Source organism: Billgrantia aerodenitrificans, assembly GCF_021404405.1.
GTDB lineage: Bacteria > Pseudomonadota > Gammaproteobacteria > Pseudomonadales > Halomonadaceae > Halomonas > Halomonas aerodenitrificans.
In genome coordinates this window covers 1-24,698 of record NZ_JABFTV010000021.1, presented here as the reverse complement: position 1 = coordinate 24,698, position 24,698 = coordinate 1, and the positions used below count along the sequence as shown (strand labels likewise).

Here is a 24,698-nt window from a genome sequence, read left to right as displayed (position 1 = left end):
CGTTGGCCCTGCGGTATCTCTCCGACTGTTGGCGATGCTGCGTAGCCGTGCTTTCGAAAGCGCCCGCCAGGCGGCGGCGTTTGCGGGGCTCGTGCCCGTCAGTTGGGAATCGGGTAGCTCCATACGCGGGCGTCCCCGCTTGTCGAAAGCCGGCAATCCGAAACTGCGGCAGAGCCTGTACATGGCAGCCGTCGTTGGGCTGAGGCGGAATCCCGATATCTCGGCGTTATATCAGCGGCTTACAGGAAACGGCAAGAGCAAGATGGCGGCCTTGGGGGCAGCAATGCGCAAGCTGATCCATATCGCTTACGGGGTCCTCAAGACGCAAACCGAATATCGGCCACAAATCGCCTGATGGGGCATTTGTGGCCGGTTAGGAGAGATGGTATCTAGTGCCATGCAACGATACGCGGCTCCGCCTCGATGTACGCATCGCGGTTGGTCACGTTGTTGACGCTGGTGAAGTTGATACCGCCGCTGCTCTGAATGAAGCTCCCCGCCACGATGGAGCCGTAGAGCCTCGAAGTCCCGCTCTGGCGCACGTGACCGCCGGCCCAGAACACCCCGTAGTTGTCGGTCCTGCCCGAAAACTCGATATTGCCCCCCGCGACCACGAACAAGCCGATCTCTGCCCGCTCGGGCGGTGACGTCGTGGTGGAACCGCTCATGGAAACGCTGCCGGTAGCCACCAGGGTGATCTGCCGGCCTTCCACGCTGCCGCTCCCCACGGAGAGGTTGCCCTCGCAGAACACCGTGGTGCCGCTGGCCAGCGCATTGAGGTTGACGTTGCAGCTGCGAATCACGCCGGGGCGGTTGCGGTACTCGTCGAAGATGGCAGGGTCGTAGCGCTTGTAGCAATAGGCCGGCGGCGTGGTCCGGGTACACTGCGACATATCCTCGTCACCGGGCCGCTGGCCGGGTAGCGGCACCTCCACCATGCGGTCGGCCCCTGAGGTAATGTAAGCCCTCTGCGCCTCGGGCACGCTGATGCTGACGATGCTGTTGGCATGCACGACGTTGGGGTCGATGCTGCCATCGGCCCGCCGTGCCGGCGTCAGCGAGGAATTGCCTGTCACGGTGATATACCCTGCACTCAACAGGCCCCGGGTAAAGGCCGGGTCGGGAATTTCTCTGAACTCCACTCGCGCGACCACGGGCATGCTACTAGCCCCCGAGTTCGACAGTTAGAAGCGTAAGCTACTGATTAGCCTGGAAACGCGTTTCGAAAATTGGCACTACAAGCGAGATACGGCAGGTGCCGGCAGGCCAATCGCCTCGAAGAGGTCGCGTTGTTCAGGCTTCAATTTGGTCAGGCCGCTCGCCGTCTCGCGACGGTGAAGCAGGACCTGGTGGAACTGGATCTTGCGGGCAATCTCCAGTGCCCGCGTCGGCGACAGCGGATGATCGCTGGCCTTTAGACGCATCCTCAGCACCCGGTAAAGCACCAGAGCAAGCAAACAGATCAGCGCATGGGCGCGGATGCGATCCGGCAGCCGGTGGTAGACCGGCGCGATCTCGATGTCGCTCTTCAACACCCGGAAGCCGCGCTCGATATCCGCCAGCGCTCGATAGCGGTCCACGATCTCCTGCGGGTCGTGATCGGCCATGTTGGTGACCAGCAGAAGCTTGCCATCCATCATCCTGGCGCGATCGAGCGCTCGCTGATCCAGCACGTAGTTGAACGTTTCGGCCGTCAGATCGACCTTCAGGATATGCCCGAGGTGAGCATCGGTGACGGCCTTGTAGAATCTGGCGGTGACGCCGGCATCGGAGAGCTTGCTGCCGCGATAGCGACGCCCGGCATCCTGATTATCCAACTTCTCGAACCAGTGGCGCGCATCGGCCTGCAGCGTCTCGATCTTCTGATCGCGTGCCGCCGTCTGCGCCTTGGCGACTTCCGGCCGGTGCGCCACGATCAGCCGATGATCCTGCCATGCCATCTCGCCGTAAGCTTCGTGATCGGCGTTCTGGCAGTGGGTCTGATGAAATGCCTTCAGCAGGTCATCGAACTCGCCATAACGGCGCCCCGGCACCGCCAGGATGAACTCCAGGGGGCGATCCTCGATACGCACGGCGGACAGGGCGGCCAGATTGTCCAGGGAGAGCAGGCCACGGTCAGCGACCAGCACGACCCGCCCCACGTTGAAGCGCTTGACCACCGTTTGGATGGTCGGCAGCAGCGTGCGGGTTTCCGCGACATTGCCATCGAAGACTTCGTGGTGAATGGGCAAGCCTTCCGCCGTCTGCACGACACCGAGCATGAACTGGCGGGCGATTCCGCCCTCCTTCGAGGGGCCGTAGTGGCGAAGGTCACCGTCGAGCGAGGTACCGCCTTCTGCCCGGATCGTGGTCAGGTCGTAGAAGACGATCGAGAGCTCTTGATCGATCAGTGGCTTGAGCTGCTGTGCCAGGACGTCATTGAGGGCTTCGCTGCAGTCCGACAGGGTGTCCATGGTGCGCAGCAGATGCTGGTGACTGATCGAGGCGGTGTCGACGCCGGGCACCAGCACATCTTCCAGCCAGCGCAGCACACCGAGCTTGGATTCCGGATCACACAGCCGGTTGAACACCATGACCCGCAGCAGCCGCTCGACATCGAACTGGCGTTTGCTGCGCAACACCCGCCGGAAGGCATCATCCAGACCGAGCTCTTTCCAGAGTGAGGTCAGCAGCCAGGTATCGCCAACGGAGCGCGCCGGCGCGAAGTCGGTCTCGCCGGTGCCTTCTTCGAGCGTCGGCTGGCCGGAGACGCGCAGCAGGCCATTGATCAGCGCGCTGGACTCGCCGGCCGTGACGGCTTCCAGGCGTCCCAGCGTGGCGATCACTCGCTGCCGTGGTTTTCCGGCCTCGTCACGGTAGGACTCGACGAGCTTCACATAGCGGCGCGGACCGGATTTAGTGACTTTGACGAACATGTCACCACGATAGACCGGCCACTCGGTGATTAGCAAGATGCCAAGAGAAAAACGTGTCACTACAAAGAAGTCAGCCAGAATTTGCTAAGTCACTGAATTCTCAAACCGCAGGGGCCGATTTCAGGCCAAAATCGGGCTGTAAGTGTCGAACTCGGGTAGCCACGGTGTGGTCACCCTCCCGAATTGCCCCCATGGCGACGATGAAGTACTGACCGCCGACTCTCACGTAGCGAAGTAAGCGCTCCAGTAACCCCATCTGTGCGGCTTGGAATCAGAGCGGTAGGGTGTCCTTCCACCGCCAGGGGAGCAGCATGTCGAGGTCATCCTCCTCGCCAAGTGTCGGCAGGATCTCGAACACGAACTGCAGGTACTCGTAGGGCGAGAGGCCGTTGGCCTTGGCCGTCTCGATCAGGCTGTAGATCGCGGCGCTGGCTTGTGCACCGCTCGGCGTGTGGCTGAATAGCCAGTTCTTGCGGCCCACCACGAAGGGGCGGATGGCGTTCTCGGCCGGGTTGTTGTCCAGCGGGATCAGGCCATCATCAAGGAAACGCGTCAGGCGCTTCCATTGACCGTCCAGGTAGTGAAGCGCCTTGCCCAGCGCGCTCTTCGGCAGTACCTGCGTCAGCGACTTGTCGAGCCAGGTGCGTAGCTGGGTGATCAGCGGGCGGCTCTTCTGCTCGCGCAGCGCCTGGCGTGCCTCGGCATCCAGCGCCTTGGCCTGTTTTTCCACGGCGTAGAGCTTGCGGATCTGGTTGAGTGCCCAGTCGGCCTTGCCGGTCTTGCCCTTGGGCTGCACCTTCTGTGCCTCGACGAATTTACGCCGCGCGTGCGCCCAGCAGCCGGCATGGGTGATGCCGTTCTGGCGAACCACTTCGGCATAGCCCTCGTAGCCATCGGTGACCAGGCGACCGGCATAGTCACCGAGCAGGCGCATGGGCACCCGACCGGCTCGGCTGGCGTCGTAGTCGAACAGCACCACCTGTTGGCCCGGTGGGCCGCCGCGTTGCAGCCACATATAGGAGGGGGAGCTCGTCGACCGGCCGGGCTCCGTGTTGACCTGCAACGTGGTCTCGTCCATATGGATCAGCGGTGCCTTTAGCATGTGTCGGCGCAGCGCTTCGATCAGAGGGGCCATGCGCTTCCCGGTCTGCACCATCCAGCGCGCCAGAGTGTTGCGAGGGATCTCGATGCCGTGCCGGGCAAAGATCTGGCTCTGTCGATAGAGCGGCAAGGCATCCTGATACTTGGCGGTGGCCACGTAGGCCAGCAGCGTGGCGCTGGCGTTGCTCTTGGGCAGCAGCTTCGCCGGTGCCGGGGCGATCTGTACGCCCTCTTCACAGGTCGGGCAGGCATACTTCCGCCGCACATGACGGATCACCTCGACCCGCGCCGGTACCACATGCAGCTCCTCGCTGACCTCCTCACCGATCACCTTGAGCTCGGTACCATCCTCGGCACAGTGGCGGGTGTCTTCGGGCAGCTCGTGCACGACCTCGACGCGGGGCAGGTCGGGCGGCAAGGCCACGCGACCGCCGCGTGTGCGGCGTTGGGTCGGCTGGCGAGAGTCGGCAGCGGTCGGTTCATCGACGGCAGCGGCATCCTCTTCATCCACGGCCACCTCGGCCTCGTTGATGAGGAGATCCCCCTGCTCGACGCGGTACTTCTCGGTAGAGGGGCCGAACTGGCGCTCGATCGCCAGTTTGAACTGCTCGAACAACGACTGCTTGGCGGCTTCCCACTGCGCCTCCTTCTTGGCCATCAAGGCCAACAGGCGGTCGTTTTTTGCCTCAGCGGCAGCCAGCTTGCGTTGCAGCTGGTCGACCGTATCGGCGGTGTGGGAAGGGGGCGAGGTCATGCGACTATTTTACCGGATCGCGCCTCTCAAGGGGAGTGGAAAGACTACCCAACCGATTGAAAATTCAAGGCCTTGTGCGGCTGCATGGCGCTGATGTCGTAGCCATCGAGTAGCCAGTTCAGTTCCTGTCCGGAGAGGCTGAGCGTGTCGCCGTCCAGACGTGCTGGCCATTTGAAGCGCTCCTTTTCCAGCCGCTTGTACCAGACCACGAAGCCGTTGCGCTCCCAGAACAGGATCTTCACCTTGTCGCGCTGGCGATTGCCGAACACGAACACCGCCTCCTCGAAGGGGTTGAGCTCCATCGCTTCCTGGACCAGCAGGGCCAGCCCATCGATCTGCTTACGCATGTCGACCGGCTCGCGGCACAGATAGACCCGCAGCCCGGCATCCGGCCGAATCATCGGATCACCTCCACGGTGACGAAACGCGCCGGTCGATGACGCGGCGGCACCGGGATACCTTGTACCACTAGGCGCTGCTCCCACGTCAGCAGCTCCGCCAAATCCAGGCGCTGCTCCTTGGCATACTCGCTCAACGGTAATTGCCGGGACGAGGCATGGAACAGGTGGCCCAACCAGTAGGCCTGCGTCGAGGTCAGTTCGTTCATGGCGTCCTCCAATGATCAGAGGACACCAGTGTGGCCGGCGCCAGTCAGTTCAAGAAGATGGGGTTAATGGAGCGCTTACGTAGCGAAAGGGACAGCGCAGGTTGCCACGGCAAGGCCCGGCGCGGCTGCCGGGGTAGAACGACGCCCAGTTCTGGGCCGTCAGCGGCTGCAGAGAGGTGGTGGGTACGAAATCGGCCGAGGTGAGGTGCTCGCCCCCCTCGCCCCAGGCGTAGGAAACGGCCTCCTCGGCGCCCATCTGAGCCAGACTGGCAGCACGATGGTTGCCGGCAAGGCGCTCGTTCACGAGAGCGGACTGGTAGCCCGACAGGCCCAGCATCAAGGTAAGCGCTCCATTAACCCCATCTTCTTGAACTGACTGGCGCCGGCCACACTGGTGTCCTCTGATCATTGGAGGACGCCATGAACGAACTGACCTCGACGCAGGCCTACTGGTTGGGCCACCTGTTTCATGCCTCGTCCCGGCAATTACCGTTGAGCGAGTATGCCAAGAAGCAGCGCCTGGATTTGGCGGAGCTGCTGACGTGGGAGCAGCGCCTAGTGGTACAAGGCGTCCCGGTGCCGCCGCGTCATCGACCAGCACGTTTCGTCACCGTGGAGGTGATCCGATGATCCGGCCCGACTCCGGACTGCGTGTCTACCTCTGCCGCGAGCCGGTCGATATGCGCAAGCAGATCGATGGGTTGGCCCTGCTGGTCCAGGAGGCCATGGAGCTGAACCCCTTCGAGGAAGCGGTGTTCGTGTTCGGCAATCGTCAGCGTGACAAGGTGAAGATCCTGTTCTGGGAGCGCAACGGCTTCGTTGTCTGGTACAAGCGGCTGGAGAAGGAGCGTTTCAAATGGCCAGCACGTCTGGACGGCGACACACTCAGCCTCTCCGGACAGGAACTTAACTGGCTGCTCGATGGCTATGATATTAGCCTCATGCAGCCGCATAAGGCGCTGCATTATCAATCGGTTGGGTAGCCCTTCACTGCCCAAGCCAGGCTGTTTTTGATATCATGGCCGGCATGAGAACCGCCGCTTCCCCACCGCCTGATACCGTCGACCAGCTTCAGCGCAAGCTGGCTGCCGCTGAGGCAGAAAACGACCGCCTGTTGGCCTTGATGGCCAAGAAGGAGGCGCAGTGGGAAGCCGCCAAGCAGTCGTTGTTCGAGCAGTTCAAACTGGCGATCGAGCGCCAGTTCGGCCCCTCTACCGAGAAGTACCGCGTCGAGCAGGGGGATCTCCTCATCAACGAGGCCGAGGTGGCCGTGGATGAAGAGGATGCCGCTGCCGTCGATGAACCGACCGCTGCCGACTCTCGCCAGCCGACCCAACGCCGCACACGCGGCGGTCGCGTGGCCTTGCCGCCCGACCTGCCCCGCGTCAAGGTCGTGCACGAGCTGCCCGAAGACACCCGCCACTGTGCCGAGGATGGCACCGAGCTCAAGGTGATCGGTGAGGAGGTCAGCGAGGAGCTGCATGTGGTGCCGGCACGGGTCGAGGTGATCCGCCACGTACGCGTCAAGTATGCCTGCCCGGCCTGTGAAGAGGGCGTGCGGATCGCCCCGATGCCGGCGAAGCTGCTGCCGAAGAGCAACGCCAGCGCCACGCTGCTCGCTTACGTGGCCACCGCCAAGTATCAGGATGCCTTGCCGCTCTATCGGCAGAGCCAGATCTTTGCCCGGCACGGCGCCGATATCCCTCGCAACACTCTGGCGCGCTGGATGGTGCAGGTCGGTGAGCGGCTGATGCCACTGATCGAGGCACTGCGTCGGCACTTGCTGCAAGCTCCGCTTGTACACATGGATGAGACCACCCTGCAGGTCAACACCGAACCCGGCCGGCCGGCGAGCTCCCCCTCCTACATGTGGCTGCAACGCGGCGGACCACCGGGCCAACAGGTGGTGCTGTTCGACTACGACGCCAGCCGAGCCGGTCGGGTGCCCATGCGCCTGCTCGGTGACTATGCCGGTCGCCTGGTCACCGATGGCTACGAGGGCTATGCCGAAGTGGTTCGCCAGAACGGCATCACCCATGCCGGCTGCTGGGCGCACGCGCGGCGTAAATTCGTCGAGGCACAGAAGGTGCAGCCCAAGGGCAAGACCGGCAAGGCCGATTGGGCACTCAACCAGATCCGCAAGCTCTACGCCGTGGAAAAACAGGCCAAGGCGCTGGATGCCGAGGCACGCCAGGCGCTGCGCGAGCAGAAGAGCCGCCCGCTGGTCACCCAGCTACGCACCTGGCTCGACAAGTCGCTGACGCAGGTACTGCCGAAGAGCGCGCTGGGCAAGGCGCTTCACTACTTGGACGGTCAATGGAAGCGCCTGACGCGTTTCCTTGATGATGGCCTGATTCCGCTGGACAACAACCCGGCCGAGAACGCCATCCGCCCCTTCGTGGTGGGCCGCAAGAACTGGCTATTCAGCCACACGTCGAGCGGTGCACAAGCCAGCGCCGCGATCTACAGCCTGATCGAGACGGCCAAGGCCAACGGCCTCTCGCCCTACGAGTACCTGCAGTTCGTGTTCGAGGCCCTGCCGACACTCGGCGAGGAGGATGACCTCGACATGCTGCTCCCCTGGCGGTGGAAGGACACTCTACCGCTCTGATTCCAAGCCGCACAGATGGGGTTACTGGAGCGCTTACGCATCAAGGTGATGGAGAGTAGCGACAGAACGATGATGAGCGCGGCACCGTGCTGCTGGTGCATGGCTGCCTCCCTGGCAAGAACCTCTGGTCAAGGCTCCACAGGTAGCGAACACACCACCGCCGCAGCCATGATTCCTTGTCTTGTCAGGGTAGACAACACTATGTGACTAGTCCATTCGTTGGCTAATGAAATTACATGTAGACTATTTCACGCCACCCTGAAAGGTCTCGCTCTATCACGCCAGTTTTTCTTGTACTACTATTATTTTCATTCCAATAATCTTTAGCCCCTTCTCCCAAGACATCAAAGGCAGATGCCAAAGCCCCCGCACTGTAGACATAATTTGCCCCACCGCCCCCACTTATACTGATCGACGTTTCTGAAAACTCAAGCCCATCCTCACCTTGCTTCATAGGAGCAGCAACAATCGACCCTTTAAACCCTCCTTGCCCACTGGATGACCCGCCCCCACTAACCGTGTATGTTCCAAGCACTATAATTATTCCAGAAAAATTTGGAGTACCGGAAAACTTGACATCACCTCGAACTATCAAAGCTCCTGCGCCAGAAAAATTCCCACCTGCATCAAAATCACCATCATAGAACGTTAGCTGAGGATTCTCTTCACTGCCAAAGTCACCAACACTGGCGCCATGGGAAAAATACCTCCCCCCCGCACAACCTGGCGACTGCCCTTTTGCACAGCTTTCCACGAGGCTCAAGAAGCTACTAAATTTATCGGCACTCTCCAACAAGGACTCACTCATGCCATACTCTACCCCACCGATATAATTTTCTTCTCGCTTTTCTATAGTATTTTTTATGGCATCATGATCATTAGGGTCGCGCACCGTGATGGCTGGGTTATAGACACCATCCACCAGCTCCTCCCCAACGAACTCAGCCTGTGATGAGGGTGGAATAAAGCAGAAACTCGGAATATTACCTTTCTGTCCTGCGTAACATGGGTCGTCTTTACTGGCATCATTCTTGATGCTCCCCGGCACAGTAATGGGGGATAGCCCAAGCAGCCCGACCCCTTGCTCGAATGCACCTACCAGAACCGTACGAATAGATATAACATCAGCTCCGGAATAGACACGACCGGAGCTCAGAAGGCTATAAAAACCGCCACTCCCGCAGACCGCAAGGCTATAATCCGATCCTTGCTGATAAGCTACCACATCGTACACAAGACCATTTGAAAACTGTGCATTGCATGCCGAAACACTCGATATGACAAAGCCATCAGAAATAGAGTCGACCAGTCTTTCATATGCTACAGCAGCCCCAGCCTCAGCAGCCATTTGAGCTAAAACTGAAGCCCGATAATTCCCCGCCAGGCGCTCATCGATCTGCGACGACTGCATGCCGGAAATCCCCAGCATGAGCGACATTGCCAGCATCGACAACACCACCACGAGTGCCGCCCCACCTTGTTGCTTCATGCCCCACCCCCTCGCCATCAAGGCGCCGTGACAGCCTGACTTCGGTTGACCGCACGAAAATCAAACTCTGAATTATTATCACATTCTGTGTTACCTGGCTCAGACATTAGACAAAAAGTCACGATATAGATACCACTATCACCACCACTATCATCCACCTCGAAGCCACCGCTTGCAAAAGCTGAAACAACTGGCTCCGTGTTTCCCCCTGCACCATTGCAAGTTTGGGTCAACAAAAGTGAAAATCCTTCTTGAGGTGTACTGGAGGATGAAAGACTATAAGTTCGCTCCACTCTTTGTCCTGAATTGCAACCATCCCCCCCTCCAGACGAATCGAACTCTACTGTAAGAGTTCTGCTAGAATCATTCCATGCTACCGCCCCATTATCAGATCTTCGTATATCCCTTATCAGCAATTCCGTAGCGAAGGTCAGGGCCGCCTGCTTGTTGCTCAGCAGCTCGGTCTGACGAAAGGTCTGGAAGCCCATTAGAAACAGCTGCCCGGCGCCCAGGATGATGAGCAGCCCGATCACCAGCGCCACCATCAGCTCAACGAGCGTAAAACCCGCCTGACGATAGACCATACGGCGACACGAATTATTGAAAGCATTTTTTATAATCTTCATAGAGAAGGCAGCCTAAACGTATAACGAAAAGTATTGGCACCTTCCTCTATGAGGCGCTGATCAGTCCAAACCACCTGAGCCTCATACTCACAAGGGTTACTTGTGCTTTCTTCAAGCGAGTAAGAAAAATCAAAAATACTATCCCAATAACTTAGCCATTCCGACTCTGCATCAACCGAGCAGCTTTTTGTAGAATGCTGACTCATTAATGCCCACGTTCTTTCTTGAGCGTCAATAGCTATTAAACTAACGAGTGCCCTCTGATGTCCCGCATGAGCGCTTTGCAGCGCCTTCAACTGCATTGCCGCAACGCCTAACAAACCAACCGACAAAACCAGCAAGGCAATGAGGGCCTCAATAAGCGTAAAGCCTTTTTGCCTATGCCTCATGCTCACCGTTTCAACCTCGCCCAATCCGGCCAAATGAATTGATATTTATATCTCGACTTCCTGACAAATGAGTGATCGTTAATACACAACCACCACTGCAAGCGGGTGCACGTCCCAAGCTATTGAAAGTCACACTCGTGCCGGTGCCAAACGACAGGCTTCCCCTTGAACCGCTGCGCACACGTAGCGTACTGCCATCCACATTGATTTCGTAAGCCCAGGGAGAGGTACTTGTAACTTCGAACTCAACGTCTTGGCGCCGCTTTATGGCTTCACTTCTAGCCAGGTTCAAAGCTGATAATATTTCATTATGATCACTGGCCAGACGATTGCTGGCCATCATGCCCTGAAAGCCAGGCACCGCAATCGTCGCGATGATCGCCATCACAGCGATTGTAACCAGCAACTCAATAAGCGTAAAGCCGGCTCTTTTTTTCAACTTACCAGCAGTCATTATCGCTATCTCTTTGTCCAGTATGATCTATCTCCAACCTGGCACATTTAACTTCACTACTTGAACCTGTTGCCACCAAAGTAAAAGTAGCCCCAGGGGGCCCTGAAAAATTGATACTGTAAAATCCTTCCTCCGATGTTGCTGGCATCTCGCCACTATCAAAACACCCAGCATATGTGTTATTAACTGTATAACAGCGCTCTAATCTACTAGCTAGTTCCATTAACTTGGCCTGCCCATCGCTGACCCGTGCGTTCTGCACATACCTTTGGTAACTCGGCACCGCAATCGACGCCAGGATGGCGATCACCGCCACCGCGATCATCAGCTCGATCAGGGTGAAGCCGCGCTGCGCCCTGAGCGGGGCATGCCGGGGATGTCGTCGAGCGTGGCTGGCGTAGCGAGTCACTCGGCGCTCCTCCGCGTTCGGTTACACTTGGTTTCAGTATGTATCATGACAACGCCACCTGCTAGGCGTGTCATGAAAAAAGCCGGGCCAAGCCCGGCTAGGTCGTCTCGTGCAGCATGAGCCAGCTCATGTGCCGGGGTTGAGATCCTTGCATCGCGCCTGCTCAGGATAGCGAATCGCTGGCGATCACGCGCTCACGCAGCTCGCGCGGCATCGAGAAGGTGATGGTTTCCTCACGGCCGGCCAGTTCTTCCGGCGCTTGAGCCCCCATTCCCTGCAGCCGCTCGATCACGCCCTTGACCAGCACTTCCGGCGCGCTGGCCCCGGCGGTGATACCGATGGCGTTGACGCCCTGCAGCCAGGCCGGGTCGATCTGGCTGGCGTCGTCGATCAGATAGGCCGGCGTGCCGACCCGCTCGGCCAGCTCGCGCAGGCGGTTTGAGTTGGAGCTGTTGGGGCTGCCCACCACCAGCAGCAGCTCGCAGCCGGCGGCAAGCTCGCGCACCGCATCCTGACGGTTCTGGGTGGCGTAGCAGATGTCGTCCTTGCGCGGCCCCTGAATCTCGGGAAACTTGGCGCGCAGGGCGTCGATCACCCGCGCGGTGTCGTCCATGGAGAGCGTGGTCTGGGTGACGAAGGCGAGCCGCGCGGGGTCCTTCACCTCGAGGCGCGCGACGTCTTCCTCGTCCTCGACCAGGTAGATGGCACCGCCGTGGGTGGTATCGTAGCGCCCCATGGTGCCTTCGACTTCGGGATGCCCGGCATGACCGATCAGAATGCACTCCTGGCCCCGCTTGGCGTAGCGCAGCACCTCCATGTGCACCTTGGTGACCAGCGGGCAGGTGGCGTCGAACACCTTGAGACCGCGCCGCTCGGCATCCTCCTGCACCGCCCGGGAAACGCCGTGGGCGGAGAAGATCACGATGACGTCGTCGGGCACCTCGTCGAGCTCCTCGACGAAGACGGCGCCGCGTTCGCGCAGGGTGTCGACCACGAAGCGGTTGTGCACCACCTCGTGGCGCACATAGATCGGCGGGCCGAACACATCCAGTGCGCGGTTGACGATCTCGATGGCGCGATCGACGCCGGCACAGAAGCCGCGGGGATTGGCCAGTCGGATTCGCACGGGGTTAGCTTGCATGGTTACGTCGCCTTGATGCGTTGGAGCATCGGTAGAAACAGATAAAGCGTAGAAAGCGCTGAGTCTCGTCGTTAACAAACTCAGTGTGTCTGCGCGGGCCTGACGTCCAACACTTCGACCTCGAAGGTCAGGGTACGCCCGGCCAGCGGATGGTTGAAGTCCACTTCCACGTTGCGCTCGTCGGCAGCGATGATCACGCCGGGCAGTTCACCGCCGGCGGGGTCGGCAAACGACATCACCGTGCCCACCTCGGGCTCGATCTCCTCGAAGTCGTCGCGGCTGAGCATCTGCACGTTCTGCGGATTGCGCTGACCGAAACCATGCTCGGGAGCAATCTCGAAGCTGCCGCTCTCGCCCCCTACCAATCCTTTCAGCGGGCGTTCGAACCCCGGCGGCAGGTTGCCGTCGCCCACCTGGAAGGTGGCCGGCTGCTTGTCACGGGTGGAGTCGACCACGGTGCCGTCCTCCAGCTTGAGGGTGAAGTGCAGCGTCACTTCCATGCCCTCGTCGATGCGAAATTCGCTCATCGTTGCTCTCGCTCAGTCGGTCGTACGCGTTCGCTCGTGCACGTTTGGTCGGGGCTTGCCAAGCAGCATAGCAGTTGGGCTCAGCCGCGCCGCCGGGCCTGCTTGCGGCCCTCGAAGACGGATTCCCAGATCAGGCCGATGGCCCCAAGGGTGATGCCGATGTCCGCCACGTTGAAGGCCGGGTAGTACCAGCCGGCCACGTGGAAGGAGAGAAAATCGACCACGTAGCCGTGCACCAGGCGATCGTAGAGGTTGCCCAGGGCACCGCCGATGATCAGCGCCAGCGAGGCGCCGAGCAGCTTCTCGTCGGCCTTGAGCCGGCTCATCCAGATCGTCAGGCCCACCGTGGCGCCCACCGCGATGATGGCGAAGAACCAGCGCTGCCAGCCGGGATGGCCGGCCAGGAAGCTGAACGCCGCCCCGGTGTTGTGCAGCAGCGTGAGGTTGAAGAACGGCAGCACCTCCACCGGCTGGCCGTAGCTCAGCACGCTGGACATCAGTGCCTTGGTGCCGAGGTCCAGCACGACCACGGCGACGGCCAGCCACAGCCAGCGCAGCGGCTTGCTCATCGGCGGCACCGAAGTGCCGCTGTCATCCTGCTTGTTACGCATAGTGGCGAGTCTCACCCGGCCCCTCCGGTAAATTGCTGATACAGCGGCCGCACAGGTCTTCGTGCTCGGCGTGGCTGCCCACGTCCTCGCGATGGTGCCAGCAGCGCTCGCACTTCTGGTGCGGGCTGGCGGCCACCGCCACCTTCAGGCCCGCCAGTTCGGTGGCCTCGGCATCTTCCACATTCTGGCCCTCGGCCAGCGGCGCCAGGCGCACTTCGCTGGTGAGCATCACGAAGCGCAGCTCCTCGCCCAGCTTGGCCAGGGTCGAGCCGAGCGCCTCGTCGACGAACAGGGTCACCTCGGCGGCCAGACTGCCCTTGATCACCTTGGCGTTACGCGCATCCTCCAGGCACTTGTTGACCGCCTGCTTGACCTCGAGCACCTGCTCCCAGAATTCGCGCCCCAACTCGGCATCCGGCGCCAGCGTGGAGAGGCCGTCGTAGTAGGTCTCCAGCAGCACGCTGTCGCCCTTGGCGCCGGGGATGTTCTCGTAGATCTCCTCGGCGGTGAAGCTGAGAATCGGCGCCACCCAGCGCGACAACGCCTGGACCACGTGGTAAAGCGCGGTCTGACAGCTGCGCCGGGCCAGTGAGTCGGCCTGGGTGGTGTACTGGCGGTCCTTGATCACGTCGAGGTAGAAGCCACCTAGCTCCCGCGAACAGAAGGTATGAACCTGCTGGTAGACGTCGAGGAAGCGATACTCCTCATAGGCCTTCTCGATGCGCGCCTGGAGCTGGGCAGCACGGTCCACCACCCACTGGTCCAGCGCCAGCATGTCGCCGAAGGCCACACTGTCGCGGGCCGGATCGAAGCCGTTGAGGTTGGCCAGCAGGAAGCGCGCGGTGTTGCGGATGCGCCGGTAGACGTCGGCGGTGCGCTTGAGGATCTCGTCGGAGACCGCCATCTCGCCCGAATAGTCCGTGGAGGCGACCCACAGGCGCAGGATATCGGCGCCCAGCTTGTCCATCACCTCCTGCGGCGCCACCACGTTGCCCATCGACTTGGACATCTTGCGGCCCTGGGCGTCCACGGTGAAGCCATGAGTCAGCAGGCCGCGGTACGGCGGGTGGCCGTCGATGGCGCAGCCGGTCAGCAGCGAGGAGTGGAACCAGCCGCGGTGCTGGTCGGAGCCCTCCAGGTAGAGGTCGGCGCGGGGGCCGGCCTCATGGCCGTGGGGATGCGAGCCGCGCAGCACGTGGCGGTGGGTGGTGCCGGAGTCGAACCACACGTCGAGAGTGTCGGTGACTTTCTCGTACTGTGCCGCCTCGTCGCCCAGCAGCTCGACCGGGTCGAGACGGAACCAGGCGTCGATGCCCTCGCGCTCGACGCGCTTGGCGGCCTCTTCCATCAGCTCGACGGTGCGCGGGTGCAGCTCGCCGGTGGCCTTGTGCAGGAAGAACGGGATCGGCACGCCCCAGTTGCGCTGGCGCGAGATGCACCAGTCGGGACGGTTGGCGATCATGGCGTGCAGCCGCGCCTGGCCCCAGGCCGGGGTGAACTGGGTCGCCTCGATGCCCTCCAGCGCCCGCTCGCGCAGGGTGCGCCCATCTTTCCCTTGGAGGTCCATGCCCACGAACCACTGCGCCGTGGCGCGATAGATCACCGGGGTCTTGTGGCGCCAGCAGTGCATGTAGCTGTGGGTGATGACCTTGTGCGCCAGCAGGGCGCCGACCTCACGCAGCTTGTCGACGATCTGCGGATTGGCCTTCCAGATCAGCTGGCCGCCGAAGAACGGCAGGTCGTCGGCATAGACGCCGTTGCCCTGCACCGGGCTCTTGATCTCCTCGAACGCCATGCCATGGGCGCGGCAGGTGACGAAGTCGTCGACGCCGTAGGCCGGTGCCGAGTGGACGATACCGGTGCTGCCCACCTCGGACTCGACGTAGTCGGCCAGATAGACCGGCGAAAGACGATCGTAGAACGGATGACGAAACTCGATCAGGTCGAGTGCCTGGCCCTTGGCGGTGGCGATCACCTCGCCCTTGAGTTCGTAGCGCTCCAGACAGCTCTCGACCAGCTCTTCGGCCAGCACCAGCAGGCGTTCGCCGGTATCGACCAGGGCGTAGCTGAACTCGGGATGCACGTTGAGCGCCTGGTTGGCCGGCACGGTCCAGGGCGTGGTGGTCCAGATCACGATGGCGGCGGGCTTGGGCAGCGACGCCAGGCCGAAGGCGGCCGCCAGCTTGGCCTCGTCGGCGGCCGGGAAGGCCACGTCGATGGCGTCGGACTTCTTGTCCTGGTACTCCACCTCGGCCTCGGCCAGCGCCGAGCCGCAGTCGAAGCACCAGTTGACCGGCTTGAGCCCCTTGAACACGTAGCCGGCGGCGACCATGTCGGCCAGGGCGCGGATCTCGCCCGCCTCGTTGGCGTAGTCCATCGTGCGGTAGGGGTGGTCCCAGTCGCCGATCACGCCCAGGCGCACGAAGTCGGCGAGCTGGGTCTGGATCTGCGAAGCGGCGTACTCGCGACACAGGGCCCGCGCCTGTTCGGGCTCGAGGTGCTTGCCGTGGGTGGTCTCCACCTTGTGCTCGATGGGCAGGCCGTGGCAGTCCCAGCCGGGCACGTAGGGAGCATCGAAGCCGGCCAGGTTCTTCGACTTGACGATGATGTCCTTGAGGATCTTGTTGACGGCGTGACCGATGTGGATGCTGCCGTTGGCGTAGGGAGGGCCGTCGTGCAGCACGAAGGTCTCGCGACCGCGGCGCTCTTCACGCAGGCGCTGGTAGAGCTTCATGTCCTGCCACTGCGACACCCGACCGGGCTCGCGCTGAGGCAGGTTGCCGCGCATGGGGAAGTCGGTTTCGGGCAGGTTCAGTGTGTGCTTGTAGTCGCTCATATCCTGGGAGTCAGCCGTCGTCGTGGTCGGCGGAACGTCCCGCCGAGGATTCGAAATTCACGGTCTCGCGCGCCAGCGGCGCCGAAGCCAATGGAAGTGAGTCGTCTGTCAGGCCAAGCTCCCTGGCCCCCTGGCACTCATCGGAAAAATAGCGCCGGGCGCGGGCCTGGTCGGCCGCGATCTGCTGCTTGAGGGCAGCGAAATCGTCGAACTTCACCTCGCCGCGCAACCTGGCGCAGGGGAATACCGTGAGCCGCTGTCCGTAGAGGTCGCCGTCGAAGTCGAACAGGTGCACCTCCAGCACCGGTCGGTCGCTGCCCACCGTGGGACGCCAGCCGATGTTGGCCACGCCGGAGCAACGGTGCCCGCCGGGCAGCTCGACCACCACCGCATAGACGCCGCGCAGCGCCAGGGGCAGCCGCGGCAGCGGCAGGTTGGCGGTGGGTACGCCGATGGTACGTCCCAGCTGCTGATCGGCGACCACGCGGCCGCCGAGGCGATAGGGGCGGCCCAGCATGCGTGCCGCCTGGGCGAAGTTGCCGCTGGCCAGCAGGGTGCGCACCCGGGTGCTGGAAACCCGCTCGTCGTCCAGCGCGAAGGTGCGCGTGTGCTCGACGCTGAAACCTACGCGACCGCGCCGCTCGCCCTCTTCGGCCAGCAGGCTGAAATCGCCGCTGCGATCGCAGCCGAAGCGGAAGTCGTCGCCCACCACCAGGTGGCGTACTCCCAGTCCTTCGACCAGCACGCGGTCGATGAATTCCACCGCAGTGAGGCTGCGCAGGCGCTCGTTGAACGGCAGGCAAAGCACGTAATCGACTCCGCTCTCACCCAGCAGGCGCACCTTCTCGCGCAGACGGGTCAACCGTGGCGGCGCCTGGTCGCCGGCGAAGAACTCCCGCGGCTGGGGCTCGAACACCACCACCGTAACCGGCAGGCGCAGCTTCGAGGCCTGCTCCCGGCACTGGTCGAGAATCGCCTGGTGGCCGCGGTGTACGCCATCGAAATTGCCGATGGTGGCCACGCAGCCGCGATGCTCCTCGCGCAGATTGTGCAGTCCTCGAATGACTTCCATTCAGTCTTCACTAAGCCTTCTGGTTGAAAAACGTACAAAGGGAAAGATTATAGCGAACCCCAGTTCCCTTGACAGCCGGCGATCCGCTTCACGAGGCTTCCGGCTCCCCCACCGAGGGGTGCCCTACCCGCGCATACGAAAATGCCGCGGCCTGACGCCCAGTGCGGCCAGCCAGGCGAAGTAGATCGCCGCGCCGACCACAACCAACAAGGCCAGCCACTGCAACCGCGCCGACACACCCCATTCGAGCCACTGCTGCCACTCCGGCGCCAGCCAGGCCAGGCCCACGCTCATCACCACGCAGCCGCCTACCAATTGCACGGCATAGCGCCCCCAGCCCGGCTGGAACACCAGCACGCCCTGCTTGTGCAGCAGCCAGCCCAGCAGACCGGCGTTGAGGAAGGCCGACAGCGCCGTGGCCAGGGCCAGGCCGGCGTGGGCCAGCGGCCAGATCAGGATCAGGTTGAACACCATGTTGGCGACCATGGCGATGATGCCGACCTTAACCGGGGTCTTGGTGTTCTGACGGGCAAAGAAGCCCGGTGCCAGCACCTTGATCAGCATGAAGGCGACCAGGCCGAAGGCATAGGCGCGCAGACTCATGGCCGCCATGACGATGTCGTGCTCGGTCATGGCGCCGTAGTGGAACAGCGAGATCAGCAGCGGCTCGGCCAGGATCGCCAGGGCCAGCGCCGCCGGCAGGCCCAGCAGCAGCACGGCGCGCACCGCCCAGTCGAGCATCGCGGCGAAATGCTCGCCCGACTGCTCGGCATGACGCTTGGAGAGCGCCGGCAGAATCACCGTGCCGATGGCGATGCCGAACACCCCCAGCGGCAGCTCGACCAGGCGGTCTGAGTAGTAGAGCCAGGAAACGCTGCCGGGAGTGAGCAGCGAGGCCAGCACGGTGTCGAGCAGCAGGTTGATCTGCGACACCGAGACGCCGAACAGCGCCGGCGCCATCAGCACCAGGATGCGTTTCACCCCGCTGTGGGCGAAGTTGGGCCAGGGCCGCGGCATCAGCCCCAGGCGGGCAAGGAACGGCACCTGGAAGGCGAGCTGGGCAACGCCGGCGATCAGCACACCCCAGGCCAGCGCCATGGCCGGCTCGCTCATCAAGGGCGTGAGCAGCACGGCCGCCCCGATCAGCGAAAGATTGAGCAGCACCGGCGTGAAGGCCGGTACGGCAAAACGGTTCCAGGTGTTGAGCACGCTGCCGGCGAAGGCAGTGAGCGAGACCAGCAGCAGATAGGGGAAGGTCAGCCGCAGCATGTCGGCGGTGAGCGCCAGCTTGGCCGGGTCGCGGCCAAAGCCGGGAGCGAAAACCCACACCAGCCAGGGCGCGGCGAGCATGGCCAGGGCGGTGATCAACGCCAGCACCGCGGTGAGGCTGCCGGCCACGGCGTCGAGCAGCTCGCGCACCTCGCGCTTGCTGCCGCGGGTGGCATACTCGGAGAGCACCGGCACGAAGGCCTGGTTGAAGGCGCCCTCGGCAAACAGGCGGCGCATGAAATTGGGAATCTTGAACGCCACGAAGAAGGCGTCGGCGCCGTTGCCGGCCCCGAACAGGGTCGCCACCACCACGTCGCGCGCCAGTCCCATGACCCGCGACAGCATGGTCATGGCACCCACCACCAGGCCGGAGCGCATCAGCCCACCGGCCTTGGGCGCCACGGCGCGGTCGTCCTCGGCCACCAGGGGCGCGCTCGACTTTGCTGAATCGGGCAACTTCTCGGGTTCCGTCACCGCTCCCATCCTCGACCATTCAGCCTTGGCAAATGCACAGGCACAAAAAAACCGGCCGCAGCCGGTTTTTCACGAGCGTCGCAAACGTGGCCCGAGGGCATGGGTTCGCGACGTCTCCAGGCGACCGGCTTTACGCAGCCAGCGCCTTAATTCGCTTGTTCAGGCGGCTCTTCAGGCGCGCAGCCTTCTTCTTGGAGAGCACGTCCTTGTCGGCGATGCGGTCGATGACCGGCTGCGCCTTCTGGAACTCGGCCATGGCGGTGGCGTGGTCGCCGCCGTTGATGGCCTTGATGACGCGCTTCACATAGGTACGCACCATGGCGCGCTGGCTCGCCTTCAGAACACGACGGCCTTCCGCCTGACGGGCACGCTTGCGGGCTTGCTTGCTGTTTGCCACTGACTATCTCCTGGAAAACTTTGACGCCGCCCGGTCTGGGGCGGCATCGATAACGATTTGTCCGGCTTGGAAATTTCGCTTTCCTGCCGGCCTGGCCATCTCGCCAACGCGAAGGTTGTCGACGGGCCGTGTCTGAGAGGATGGCGCATACTACCACAGGTGCGCGGCGTCATGCTACAGGCCGCGCAAACACTGCGTCACAGCACCACCAGGTTGTCGCGGTGGATCAGCTCCGGCGCTTCCATGTAGCCGAGAATCGCCTCGATCTGATGGCTCGGCTGACCGAGAATACGCCGCGCCTCGTCGGCACCGTAGTTGACCAGCCCCTTGGCGATACGCTGGCCCTGTTCGTCGACGCACAGCACCATGTCGCCACGCACGAAGTCGCCCGACAGCGCCTTGACCCCCACCGCCAGCAGGCTCGAGCCGCTGCCACGCAGTACCTTCACCGCCCCGGCGTCCAGCGTGAGGCTGCCGCGCACCTGCAGTTGGCCGGCCAGCCAGCGCTTGCGCGCCGCCATGGGGGCCTCTTCCGGACGCAGCAGCGTGCCCAGCGGCTCCCCTTCGGCCAGCCGGGTCAGCACCTCGGGCTGGCGCCCGCTGGCGATCACCGTGACGGCACCGGAGCGCGCCGCCAGGCGAGCCGCCTGGACCTTGGTGGTCATCCCGCCGCGCCCCAGCGCACCGCCGCCGCCGGCCATGGCGGCCAGCGCCGGATCGTCGGCCCGCCCTTCGCTGATGAGAGAGGCCTCGGGATTGTGGCGTGGATCGGCGTCGAATAACCCCTCCTGGTCGGTGAGGATCACCAGCGCCTCGGCCTCGAGCAGGTTGGCCACCAGCGCGCCCAGGGTGTCGTTGTCGCCGAAGCGGATCTCGTCGGTGACCACGGTATCGTTCTCGTTGATCACCGGGATCACGCGCAGGTCGACCAGGGTGCGCAGCGCCGAACGCGCGTTGAGGTAGCGCTTGCGATTGGAGAGGTCGTCGTGGGTCAGCAGCACCTGGGCAGTGAGCAGCCCATGGCGTGCAAAGTGGTGCTCGTAGCACTGAGTCAGGCCGTTCTGGCCCACCGCGGCAGCGGCCTGCAGCTCATGCACCGCCGAAGGTCGGGCCTGCCAGCCCAGCCGCACCATGCCGGCCGCCACGGCGCCCGACGACACCAGCACCACCTCGAGTCCCTGACGATGCAGCGCAGCGATCTGGTCCACCCAGCCGCCGATCGCCGCCTCGTCGAGGCCGCGCCCATCGTTGGTCAGCAGCGCACTGCCGATCTTCACCACCACCCGGCGAGCGCCACGCAGCGCATCGCGACCCGGAACCCGCTCGTTGCTCACCTGTTCACTCTCCAACAAGGCTGCTGCGATTCCCCAACCTTGAGACACTGCGCGAGCGATGGCCAGACTAGGCAAACCTTGGCGAAAGAGCGGAGTTTGCTGTTGCAAATGAGCATCTTGAGCCAAGGTTTAACGACGTATGGCCGAGCGCAGCCAGTGTTCCACCTAGGGGGCGTATTCGACCTCGACATCGTAATCATCATCGTCGAAGTCATCGTCATCGTCGTCCTGATCGCGGCGCTTGCGCCGGCGACCCAGGCGCGCCTCGGTGCGCGCCACCGCCTCGGCCTCCATGCGCTCGCGCATCTCGCGCTCGCGCTCGGCGGCCTCCTCGTCTTCGTTCTCCAGCCGGCGCTGCTCGGTGAGCCAGCGATGCGCCGCCTGCACCAGGGCATCGGTGCCCTCGCCGCTGATCGCCGAGATGCGGAACACGGGGCCCGTCCAGCCCAGCCCCTCGACGATGGCGGCCACCCGCGCCTCGCGCTCCTCGGCGGGCACCAGGTCGAGCTTGTTGAGTACCAGCCAGCGCGGACGCTCGGCCAGGGTCGGCGAGAACTGCTCGAGTTCGTGGGCGATGGCCCGGGCCACTTCGACCGGGTCGGACTCGTCGAACGGCGCCACGTCGACCACGTGGAAGAGCAGGCGGGTACGGGTCAGGTGCTTGAGGAAACGCAGCCCCAGCCCGGCACCGTCCGAGGCACCCTCGATCAGCCCCGGCACGTCGGCCATCACGAAGTGCTCGTGCATGCCCAGCTTGACCACGCCGAGGTTGGGCACCAGGGTGGTGAAGGGGTAGTCGGCCACCTTGGGCTTGGCTGCGGAAACCGAGCGGATCAGGGTCGACTTGCCGGCATTGGGCATGCCCAGCAGGCCGACGTCGGCCATCACCTTCATCTCCAGGCGCAGGTTGCGCCGCTCGCCGTCGGTACCCGGCGTGGTCTTGCGCGGCGCCCGGTTGGTCGACGACTTGAAATGAATGTTGCCGAGCCCGCGGCGACCGCCCTGGGCCACCAGCACCTGCTGGCCGATCTCGGTGATGTCGGCGATCACCTCGAGGGTGTCCTCGTCGATCACGGTGGTGCCCACCGGCACCTTGACCACCAGGTCGCTGCCGGCGCGACCGCTCATCTGGCGCCCCTGGCCGGGGCGACCGCTCTCGGCCTGATAGAAGCGCTGGTACTTGAAGTCGATCAGCGTATTGAGGGCATCGTCGCCCACCAGGTAGACGCTGCCGCCATGCCCGCCGTCGCCGCCATCGGGACCACCCTTGGGCACGTATTTCTCGCGGCGAAAGCTCAGGCAGCCGTTACCTCCCCTGCCCGCTTCCACGATGATCGAGGCTTCGTCGACGAACTGCATTGTGACTCTCCCGACGGTATCTACCGTCATGATACAAGAAGGCCCCGCCTGAGCGGGGCCTTCCATCTACCGGTTCGTGCGTTCTCAGGCAGAGACGACGCTGACGAACTTGCGGTTCTTCGGACCCTTGGTCTCGAACTTGATCACACCGTCGCTCAGGGCGAACAGGGTGTGGTCGCGGCCGACGCCGACGCCGGTACCGGCGTGGAAGCGGGTGCCGCGCTGACGCACGATGATGTTGCCAGCGGTGACGGCCTGACCGCCGAACAGCTTGACACCAAGGCGTTTGGATTCTGAATCGCGGCCGTTACGGGTAGAGCCGGCTGCCTTCTTATGAGCCATTGCAAAGTCCTCGCTCGTTAAGGGGAAGCCGCTTAGGCGGAAATCCCGGTGATCTTGACTTCAGTGAACCACTGACGGTGGCCCTGACGCTTCATGTGATGCTTGCGACGACGGAACTTGATGATGCGGATCTTCTCGCCACGGCCGTGGGAAACGATCTCGGCAGCCACCTTGGCGCCCGCGACCAGCGGAGCGCCGACGGTCACGTCGTCGCCGTTGGCAACCAGCAGCACCTCATCGAACTCGATGGTTTCGCCGGTGGGGATTTCCAGCTTCTCGAGCTTGAGGGTCTGACCTTCCTGAACGCGGTACTGCTTGCCACCGCTCTTGATAACAGCGTACATGTGTCTCTCTCCAGAACTCATCGGGGTTGGCTCTTCGTCGGCCTGCTTCGAGTGGCGCCCCTTTCGGCAGCCATCTGACAGGGAGCATGATGAGTGGGCCGCGCATTATAACCGCGCCCCGCAGGGCGTTCAAGCACTGCTCACGCCGACCGAGGCATCGCCGCAGGCACGCACCGCGGCGTAGCTTGACGCCCACATGGGTGGGCCATAGCATGAGCCGCAGCCCAAGGCCACTGCCATGTCCGGCATGCCGGCCCAACAGCCCGATGACATTGCCTCATGCCAGCCAACGCCTCACCCCGTTCGTCTGACAGCAACACCGCCTCTTCGTCACTGCATGCGGCAGTCGCCGACGACTTTGCCGCGGTCAACCGCACCATCAAGGAGCAGCTGGCGTCACGGGTGCCGCTGGTCGAGACCATCGGTCAGTACATCATCGCCAGCGGCGGCAAGCGGCTGCGTCCGCTGCTGGTGCTGCTCGCCGCCCGTGCCCTGGGCTATCAGGGCGACAAGCACATCTCGCTGGCCACGCTGATCGAATTCATGCACACCTCGACCCTGCTGCACGACGACGTGGTCGACGAATCGCACATGCGCCGTGGCCGCGCCACCGCCAACGACGCCTGGGGCAACGCCCCCTCCGTACTGGTAGGCGACTACCTCTATTCCCGCTCCTTCCAGATGATGGTCGAGATCGGCTCGCTCAAGATCATGGGCATACTTTCCGGCGCCACCTGCATCATTGCCGAAGGCGAGGTGCAGCAGTTGACCAACGTGGGCAATCCGGACGTCGATGAAGCCGTCTACTTCGAGACCATCCAGGGCAAGACCGCCATGCTGTTCGAGGCCGCCACCCACAGCGGCGCAGTGCTGGCCGAGGCCGACCCGCAGCAGGAGGCGGCGCTGCAGCTTTATGGCCGCTACCTGGGGCTGGCGTTCCAGCTCGTCGACGACCTGCTCGACTACCAGGGCGACGCCAAGGCGATGGGCAAGAACGTGGGCGACGACCTGGCCGAGGGCAAGCCGACCCTGCCACTGATCCAGGCCATGGCTGCCGGCACCCCGGACCAGGCCAGGACGATCCGCCAGGCCATTCGCCAGGGCGGTCTCGAACGGCTCGACGAGGTGCTGGCCATCGTGCGCGATACCGGCGCGCTGGACTACACCCGGGCACGCGCAGAAGAGATGTCGGCCAAGGCGCTGGAGCAGCTCGATTTCCTGCCCCCCAGCCGCTACCGCGACAGTCTGGCCAACCTGGCCCGGCTCGCGGTGGAGCGCCAGCACTGAAGGCGCCGCAGCGGGGCTTGCAAGGCCATGGCTTTTGCGTATAATGCCCATCCGTCGGCCCCCGGAGCCGACGTCGAGCATCGCCCGAAAGCGGCTCGAAAAGGAAGCAACGGAGTAATAGAAGTAACGGAGTATAGCTCAGCTTGGTAGAGCGCTGCCTTCGGGAGGCAGAGGTCGTAGGTTCGAATCCTGCTACTCCGACCAAAGAATTACGAAGGCCTTGCAAGCGATGAACTGACCCCCAATAGTTGGACGGTTCATTCAGCCGGCGCCCACGGCCTGAGTCCTGTACTGTACGGGGCTCAGGCCTTTTAGTCTCTGCTTCATCCGGTGATGGTTGTAATAGTGGA

Annotated in this window: 28 protein-coding genes and 1 tRNA gene; 6 read left to right on the top strand and 23 right to left on the bottom strand. The window is 63.0% G+C overall.

Annotated features, from left to right (window positions below):
- Positions 1–355, top strand: a 355-nt coding sequence (locus HOP59_RS23130; protein WP_234255702.1) for a transposase, incomplete at its 5' end; no start/stop codon positions are given.
- A gap of 34 nt (positions 356–389) precedes the next feature.
- Here the strand turns inward: HOP59_RS23130 and HOP59_RS23125 are convergent.
- From HOP59_RS23125 to HOP59_RS23100, 6 genes are all read right to left on the bottom strand, one after another.
- Positions 390–1,160: a hypothetical protein gene (locus HOP59_RS23125; protein ID WP_234255701.1), complete on the bottom strand. Its 771-nt coding sequence runs from the start codon at positions 1,158–1,160 to the stop codon at positions 390–392.
- A 75-nt stretch (positions 1,161–1,235) separates the two neighbouring features.
- Positions 1,236–2,915, bottom strand: a complete 1,680-nt coding sequence (locus HOP59_RS23120) for an IS1634 family transposase (protein WP_234255700.1) — start codon at positions 2,913–2,915, stop codon at positions 1,236–1,238.
- 271 nt (positions 2,916–3,186) lie between these two features.
- Positions 3,187–4,770 (bottom strand): IS66 family transposase, encoded by a 1,584-nt coding sequence (tnpC, locus tag HOP59_RS23115; RefSeq protein ID WP_234255699.1) that lies wholly within the window; start codon positions 4,768–4,770, stop codon positions 3,187–3,189.
- 44 nt (positions 4,771–4,814) lie between these two features.
- Positions 4,815–5,171 carry an IS66 family insertion sequence element accessory protein TnpB gene (gene tnpB, locus HOP59_RS23110; RefSeq protein WP_110650264.1) on the bottom strand — a complete coding sequence of 119 codons (357 nt, stop codon included), beginning with the start codon at positions 5,169–5,171 and terminating at the stop codon, positions 4,815–4,817.
- Entirely contained in the window at positions 5,168–5,377 is a 210-nt protein-coding gene (locus HOP59_RS23105; RefSeq protein WP_234255698.1) for a hypothetical protein, read from the bottom strand. The genes tnpB (HOP59_RS23110) and HOP59_RS23105 overlap by 4 nt, the downstream gene beginning before the upstream one ends.
- Before the next feature lie 49 nt (positions 5,378–5,426).
- The gene (locus HOP59_RS23100) at positions 5,427–5,714 is read right to left on the bottom strand and encodes a hypothetical protein (RefSeq protein ID WP_234255697.1); all 288 of its coding nucleotides are present in this window, start codon (positions 5,712–5,714) and stop codon (positions 5,427–5,429) included.
- 83 nt (positions 5,715–5,797) lie between these two features.
- Between HOP59_RS23100 and HOP59_RS23095 the strand changes: the two genes are divergently transcribed.
- The 3 genes from HOP59_RS23095 to tnpC (HOP59_RS23085) are packed head-to-tail and all read left to right on the top strand — an operon-like array spanning position 5,798 to position 7,988.
- The gene (locus HOP59_RS23095) at positions 5,798–6,007 is read left to right on the top strand and encodes a hypothetical protein (RefSeq protein WP_234255696.1); all 210 of its coding nucleotides are present in this window, start codon (positions 5,798–5,800) and stop codon (positions 6,005–6,007) included.
- Complete coding sequence (gene tnpB / locus HOP59_RS23090; RefSeq protein WP_234255695.1) at positions 6,004–6,360, top strand: IS66 family insertion sequence element accessory protein TnpB; 357 nt, start codon at positions 6,004–6,006, stop codon at positions 6,358–6,360. The genes HOP59_RS23095 and tnpB (HOP59_RS23090) overlap by 4 nt, the downstream gene beginning before the upstream one ends.
- Before the next feature lie 44 nt (positions 6,361–6,404).
- Positions 6,405–7,988 carry an IS66 family transposase gene (gene tnpC, locus HOP59_RS23085; RefSeq protein ID WP_234255706.1) on the top strand — a complete coding sequence of 528 codons (1,584 nt, stop codon included), beginning with the start codon at positions 6,405–6,407 and terminating at the stop codon, positions 7,986–7,988.
- Positions 7,989–8,220: 232 nt separating this feature from the next.
- Here tnpC (HOP59_RS23085) and HOP59_RS23080 read toward each other — a convergent pair whose 3' ends face one another.
- The 16 genes from HOP59_RS23080 to rplU form a co-directional block, all read right to left on the bottom strand.
- Positions 8,221–9,477 carry a pilus assembly PilX family protein gene (locus HOP59_RS23080; RefSeq protein ID WP_234255694.1) on the bottom strand — a complete coding sequence of 419 codons (1,257 nt, stop codon included), beginning with the start codon at positions 9,475–9,477 and terminating at the stop codon, positions 8,221–8,223.
- A 17-nt stretch (positions 9,478–9,494) separates the two neighbouring features.
- Positions 9,495–10,103, bottom strand: coding sequence for a PilW family protein (locus HOP59_RS23075; protein ID WP_234255693.1), 609 nt, complete (start codon positions 10,101–10,103; stop codon positions 9,495–9,497).
- Positions 10,100–10,492, bottom strand: coding sequence for a type IV pilus modification protein PilV (gene pilV / locus HOP59_RS23070; RefSeq protein WP_234255705.1), 393 nt, complete (start codon positions 10,490–10,492; stop codon positions 10,100–10,102). Before pilV ends, HOP59_RS23075 begins: the two co-directional genes overlap by 4 nt.
- Positions 10,493–10,502: 10 nt before the next feature.
- Complete coding sequence (locus HOP59_RS23065) at positions 10,503–10,946, bottom strand: GspH/FimT family pseudopilin (RefSeq protein ID WP_234255692.1); 444 nt, start codon at positions 10,944–10,946, stop codon at positions 10,503–10,505.
- Positions 10,933–11,355 carry a type IV pilin protein gene (locus HOP59_RS23060; protein ID WP_338073361.1) on the bottom strand — a complete coding sequence of 141 codons (423 nt, stop codon included), beginning with the start codon at positions 11,353–11,355 and terminating at the stop codon, positions 10,933–10,935. The genes HOP59_RS23065 and HOP59_RS23060 overlap by 14 nt, the downstream gene beginning before the upstream one ends.
- Positions 11,356–11,518: 163 nt before the next feature.
- Positions 11,519–12,496, bottom strand: coding sequence for a 4-hydroxy-3-methylbut-2-enyl diphosphate reductase (gene ispH / locus HOP59_RS23050; protein ID WP_234255691.1), 978 nt, complete (start codon positions 12,494–12,496; stop codon positions 11,519–11,521).
- An 80-nt stretch (positions 12,497–12,576) separates the two neighbouring features.
- The gene (gene fkpB, locus HOP59_RS23045) at positions 12,577–13,023 is read right to left on the bottom strand and encodes an FKBP-type peptidyl-prolyl cis-trans isomerase (RefSeq protein WP_086508028.1); all 447 of its coding nucleotides are present in this window, start codon (positions 13,021–13,023) and stop codon (positions 12,577–12,579) included.
- An 80-nt stretch (positions 13,024–13,103) separates the two neighbouring features.
- Positions 13,104–13,634, bottom strand: a complete 531-nt coding sequence (gene lspA, locus HOP59_RS23040; RefSeq protein WP_086508027.1) for a signal peptidase II — start codon at positions 13,632–13,634, stop codon at positions 13,104–13,106.
- Positions 13,627–16,470, bottom strand: coding sequence for an isoleucine--tRNA ligase (ileS, locus tag HOP59_RS23035; RefSeq protein WP_234255690.1), 2,844 nt, complete (start codon positions 16,468–16,470; stop codon positions 13,627–13,629). Before ileS ends, lspA begins: the two co-directional genes overlap by 8 nt.
- Before the next feature lie 10 nt (positions 16,471–16,480).
- The gene (gene ribF, locus HOP59_RS23030) at positions 16,481–17,542 is read right to left on the bottom strand and encodes a bifunctional riboflavin kinase/FAD synthetase (protein ID WP_234255689.1); all 1,062 of its coding nucleotides are present in this window, start codon (positions 17,540–17,542) and stop codon (positions 16,481–16,483) included.
- A gap of 123 nt (positions 17,543–17,665) precedes the next feature.
- Positions 17,666–19,189, bottom strand: a complete 1,524-nt coding sequence (murJ, locus tag HOP59_RS23025) for a murein biosynthesis integral membrane protein MurJ (RefSeq protein WP_234255703.1) — start codon at positions 19,187–19,189, stop codon at positions 17,666–17,668.
- A gap of 226 nt (positions 19,190–19,415) precedes the next feature.
- Entirely contained in the window at positions 19,416–19,682 is a 267-nt protein-coding gene (rpsT, locus tag HOP59_RS23020) for a 30S ribosomal protein S20 (protein ID WP_086508024.1), read from the bottom strand.
- A gap of 197 nt (positions 19,683–19,879) precedes the next feature.
- Positions 19,880–21,016: a glutamate 5-kinase gene (gene proB / locus HOP59_RS23015; RefSeq protein ID WP_086508023.1), complete on the bottom strand. Its 1,137-nt coding sequence runs from the start codon at positions 21,014–21,016 to the stop codon at positions 19,880–19,882.
- A gap of 165 nt (positions 21,017–21,181) precedes the next feature.
- Entirely contained in the window at positions 21,182–22,375 is a 1,194-nt protein-coding gene (gene cgtA / locus HOP59_RS23010) for an Obg family GTPase CgtA (protein ID WP_086508022.1), read from the bottom strand.
- An 84-nt stretch (positions 22,376–22,459) separates the two neighbouring features.
- Positions 22,460–22,717 (bottom strand): 50S ribosomal protein L27, encoded by a 258-nt coding sequence (gene rpmA / locus HOP59_RS23005; RefSeq protein ID WP_086508021.1) that lies wholly within the window; start codon positions 22,715–22,717, stop codon positions 22,460–22,462.
- A 32-nt stretch (positions 22,718–22,749) separates the two neighbouring features.
- Positions 22,750–23,061, bottom strand: coding sequence for a 50S ribosomal protein L21 (rplU, locus tag HOP59_RS23000; RefSeq protein WP_086508020.1), 312 nt, complete (start codon positions 23,059–23,061; stop codon positions 22,750–22,752).
- 279 nt (positions 23,062–23,340) lie between these two features.
- Between rplU and ispB the strand changes: the two genes are divergently transcribed.
- Positions 23,341–24,348, top strand: coding sequence for an octaprenyl diphosphate synthase (gene ispB, locus HOP59_RS22995; RefSeq protein ID WP_234255688.1), 1,008 nt, complete (start codon positions 23,341–23,343; stop codon positions 24,346–24,348).
- Between the two features lie 127 nt (positions 24,349–24,475).
- Positions 24,476–24,552 (top strand) — tRNA-Pro (locus tag HOP59_RS22990).
- A 57-nt stretch (positions 24,553–24,609) separates the two neighbouring features.
- Here the strand turns inward: HOP59_RS22990 and HOP59_RS22985 are convergent.
- A partial coding sequence (locus HOP59_RS22985) for an IS3 family transposase (protein WP_234254523.1) occupies positions 24,610–24,698 on the bottom strand: 89 nt, incomplete at its 5' end.

What these genes read in the sequence shown, in the direction of transcription:
- lspA (WP_086508027.1), bottom strand. Translation starts at nt 13,634, where the DNA reads ATGCGTAACAAGCAGGATGACAGCGGCACTTCGGTGCCGCCGATGAGC.
- ispH (WP_234255691.1), bottom strand. Translation starts at nt 12,496, where the DNA reads ATGCAAGCTAACCCCGTGCGAATCCGACTGGCCAATCCCCGCGGCTTC.
- rpmA (WP_086508021.1), bottom strand. Translation starts at nt 22,717, where the DNA reads ATGGCTCATAAGAAGGCAGCCGGCTCTACCCGTAACGGCCGCGATTCA.
- HOP59_RS23065 (WP_234255692.1), bottom strand. Translation starts at nt 10,946, where the DNA reads ATGACTGCTGGTAAGTTGAAAAAAAGAGCCGGCTTTACGCTTATTGAG.
- fkpB (WP_086508028.1), bottom strand. Translation starts at nt 13,023, where the DNA reads ATGAGCGAATTTCGCATCGACGAGGGCATGGAAGTGACGCTGCACTTC.
- HOP59_RS23105 (WP_234255698.1), bottom strand. Translation starts at nt 5,377, where the DNA reads ATGAACGAACTGACCTCGACGCAGGCCTACTGGTTGGGCCACCTGTTC.
- ribF (WP_234255689.1), bottom strand. Translation starts at nt 17,542, where the DNA reads ATGGAAGTCATTCGAGGACTGCACAATCTGCGCGAGGAGCATCGCGGC.
- rplU (WP_086508020.1), bottom strand. Translation starts at nt 23,061, where the DNA reads ATGTACGCTGTTATCAAGAGCGGTGGCAAGCAGTACCGCGTTCAGGAA.
- HOP59_RS23125 (WP_234255701.1), bottom strand. Translation starts at nt 1,160, where the DNA reads ATGCCCGTGGTCGCGCGAGTGGAGTTCAGAGAAATTCCCGACCCGGCC.
- HOP59_RS23100 (WP_234255697.1), bottom strand. Translation starts at nt 5,714, where the DNA reads ATGCTGGGCCTGTCGGGCTACCAGTCCGCTCTCGTGAACGAGCGCCTT.
- ispB (WP_234255688.1), top strand. Translation starts at nt 23,341, where the DNA reads ATGCCAGCCAACGCCTCACCCCGTTCGTCTGACAGCAACACCGCCTCT.
- tnpC (WP_234255706.1), top strand. Translation starts at nt 6,405, where the DNA reads ATGAGAACCGCCGCTTCCCCACCGCCTGATACCGTCGACCAGCTTCAG.
- tnpB (WP_234255695.1), top strand. Translation starts at nt 6,004, where the DNA reads ATGATCCGGCCCGACTCCGGACTGCGTGTCTACCTCTGCCGCGAGCCG.
- HOP59_RS23080 (WP_234255694.1), bottom strand. Translation starts at nt 9,477, where the DNA reads ATGAAGCAACAAGGTGGGGCGGCACTCGTGGTGGTGTTGTCGATGCTG.
- tnpB (WP_110650264.1), bottom strand. Translation starts at nt 5,171, where the DNA reads ATGATTCGGCCGGATGCCGGGCTGCGGGTCTATCTGTGCCGCGAGCCG.
- ileS (WP_234255690.1), bottom strand. Translation starts at nt 16,470, where the DNA reads ATGAGCGACTACAAGCACACACTGAACCTGCCCGAAACCGACTTCCCC.
- cgtA (WP_086508022.1), bottom strand. Translation starts at nt 22,375, where the DNA reads ATGCAGTTCGTCGACGAAGCCTCGATCATCGTGGAAGCGGGCAGGGGA.
- HOP59_RS23095 (WP_234255696.1), top strand. Translation starts at nt 5,798, where the DNA reads ATGAACGAACTGACCTCGACGCAGGCCTACTGGTTGGGCCACCTGTTT.
- murJ (WP_234255703.1), bottom strand. Translation starts at nt 19,189, where the DNA reads ATGCGCTCCGGCCTGGTGGTGGGTGCCATGACCATGCTGTCGCGGGTC.
- HOP59_RS23120 (WP_234255700.1), bottom strand. Translation starts at nt 2,915, where the DNA reads ATGTTCGTCAAAGTCACTAAATCCGGTCCGCGCCGCTATGTGAAGCTC.
- HOP59_RS23075 (WP_234255693.1), bottom strand. Translation starts at nt 10,103, where the DNA reads ATGAAGATTATAAAAAATGCTTTCAATAATTCGTGTCGCCGTATGGTC.
- pilV (WP_234255705.1), bottom strand. Translation starts at nt 10,492, where the DNA reads ATGAGGCATAGGCAAAAAGGCTTTACGCTTATTGAGGCCCTCATTGCC.
- tnpC (WP_234255699.1), bottom strand. Translation starts at nt 4,770, where the DNA reads ATGACCTCGCCCCCTTCCCACACCGCCGATACGGTCGACCAGCTGCAA.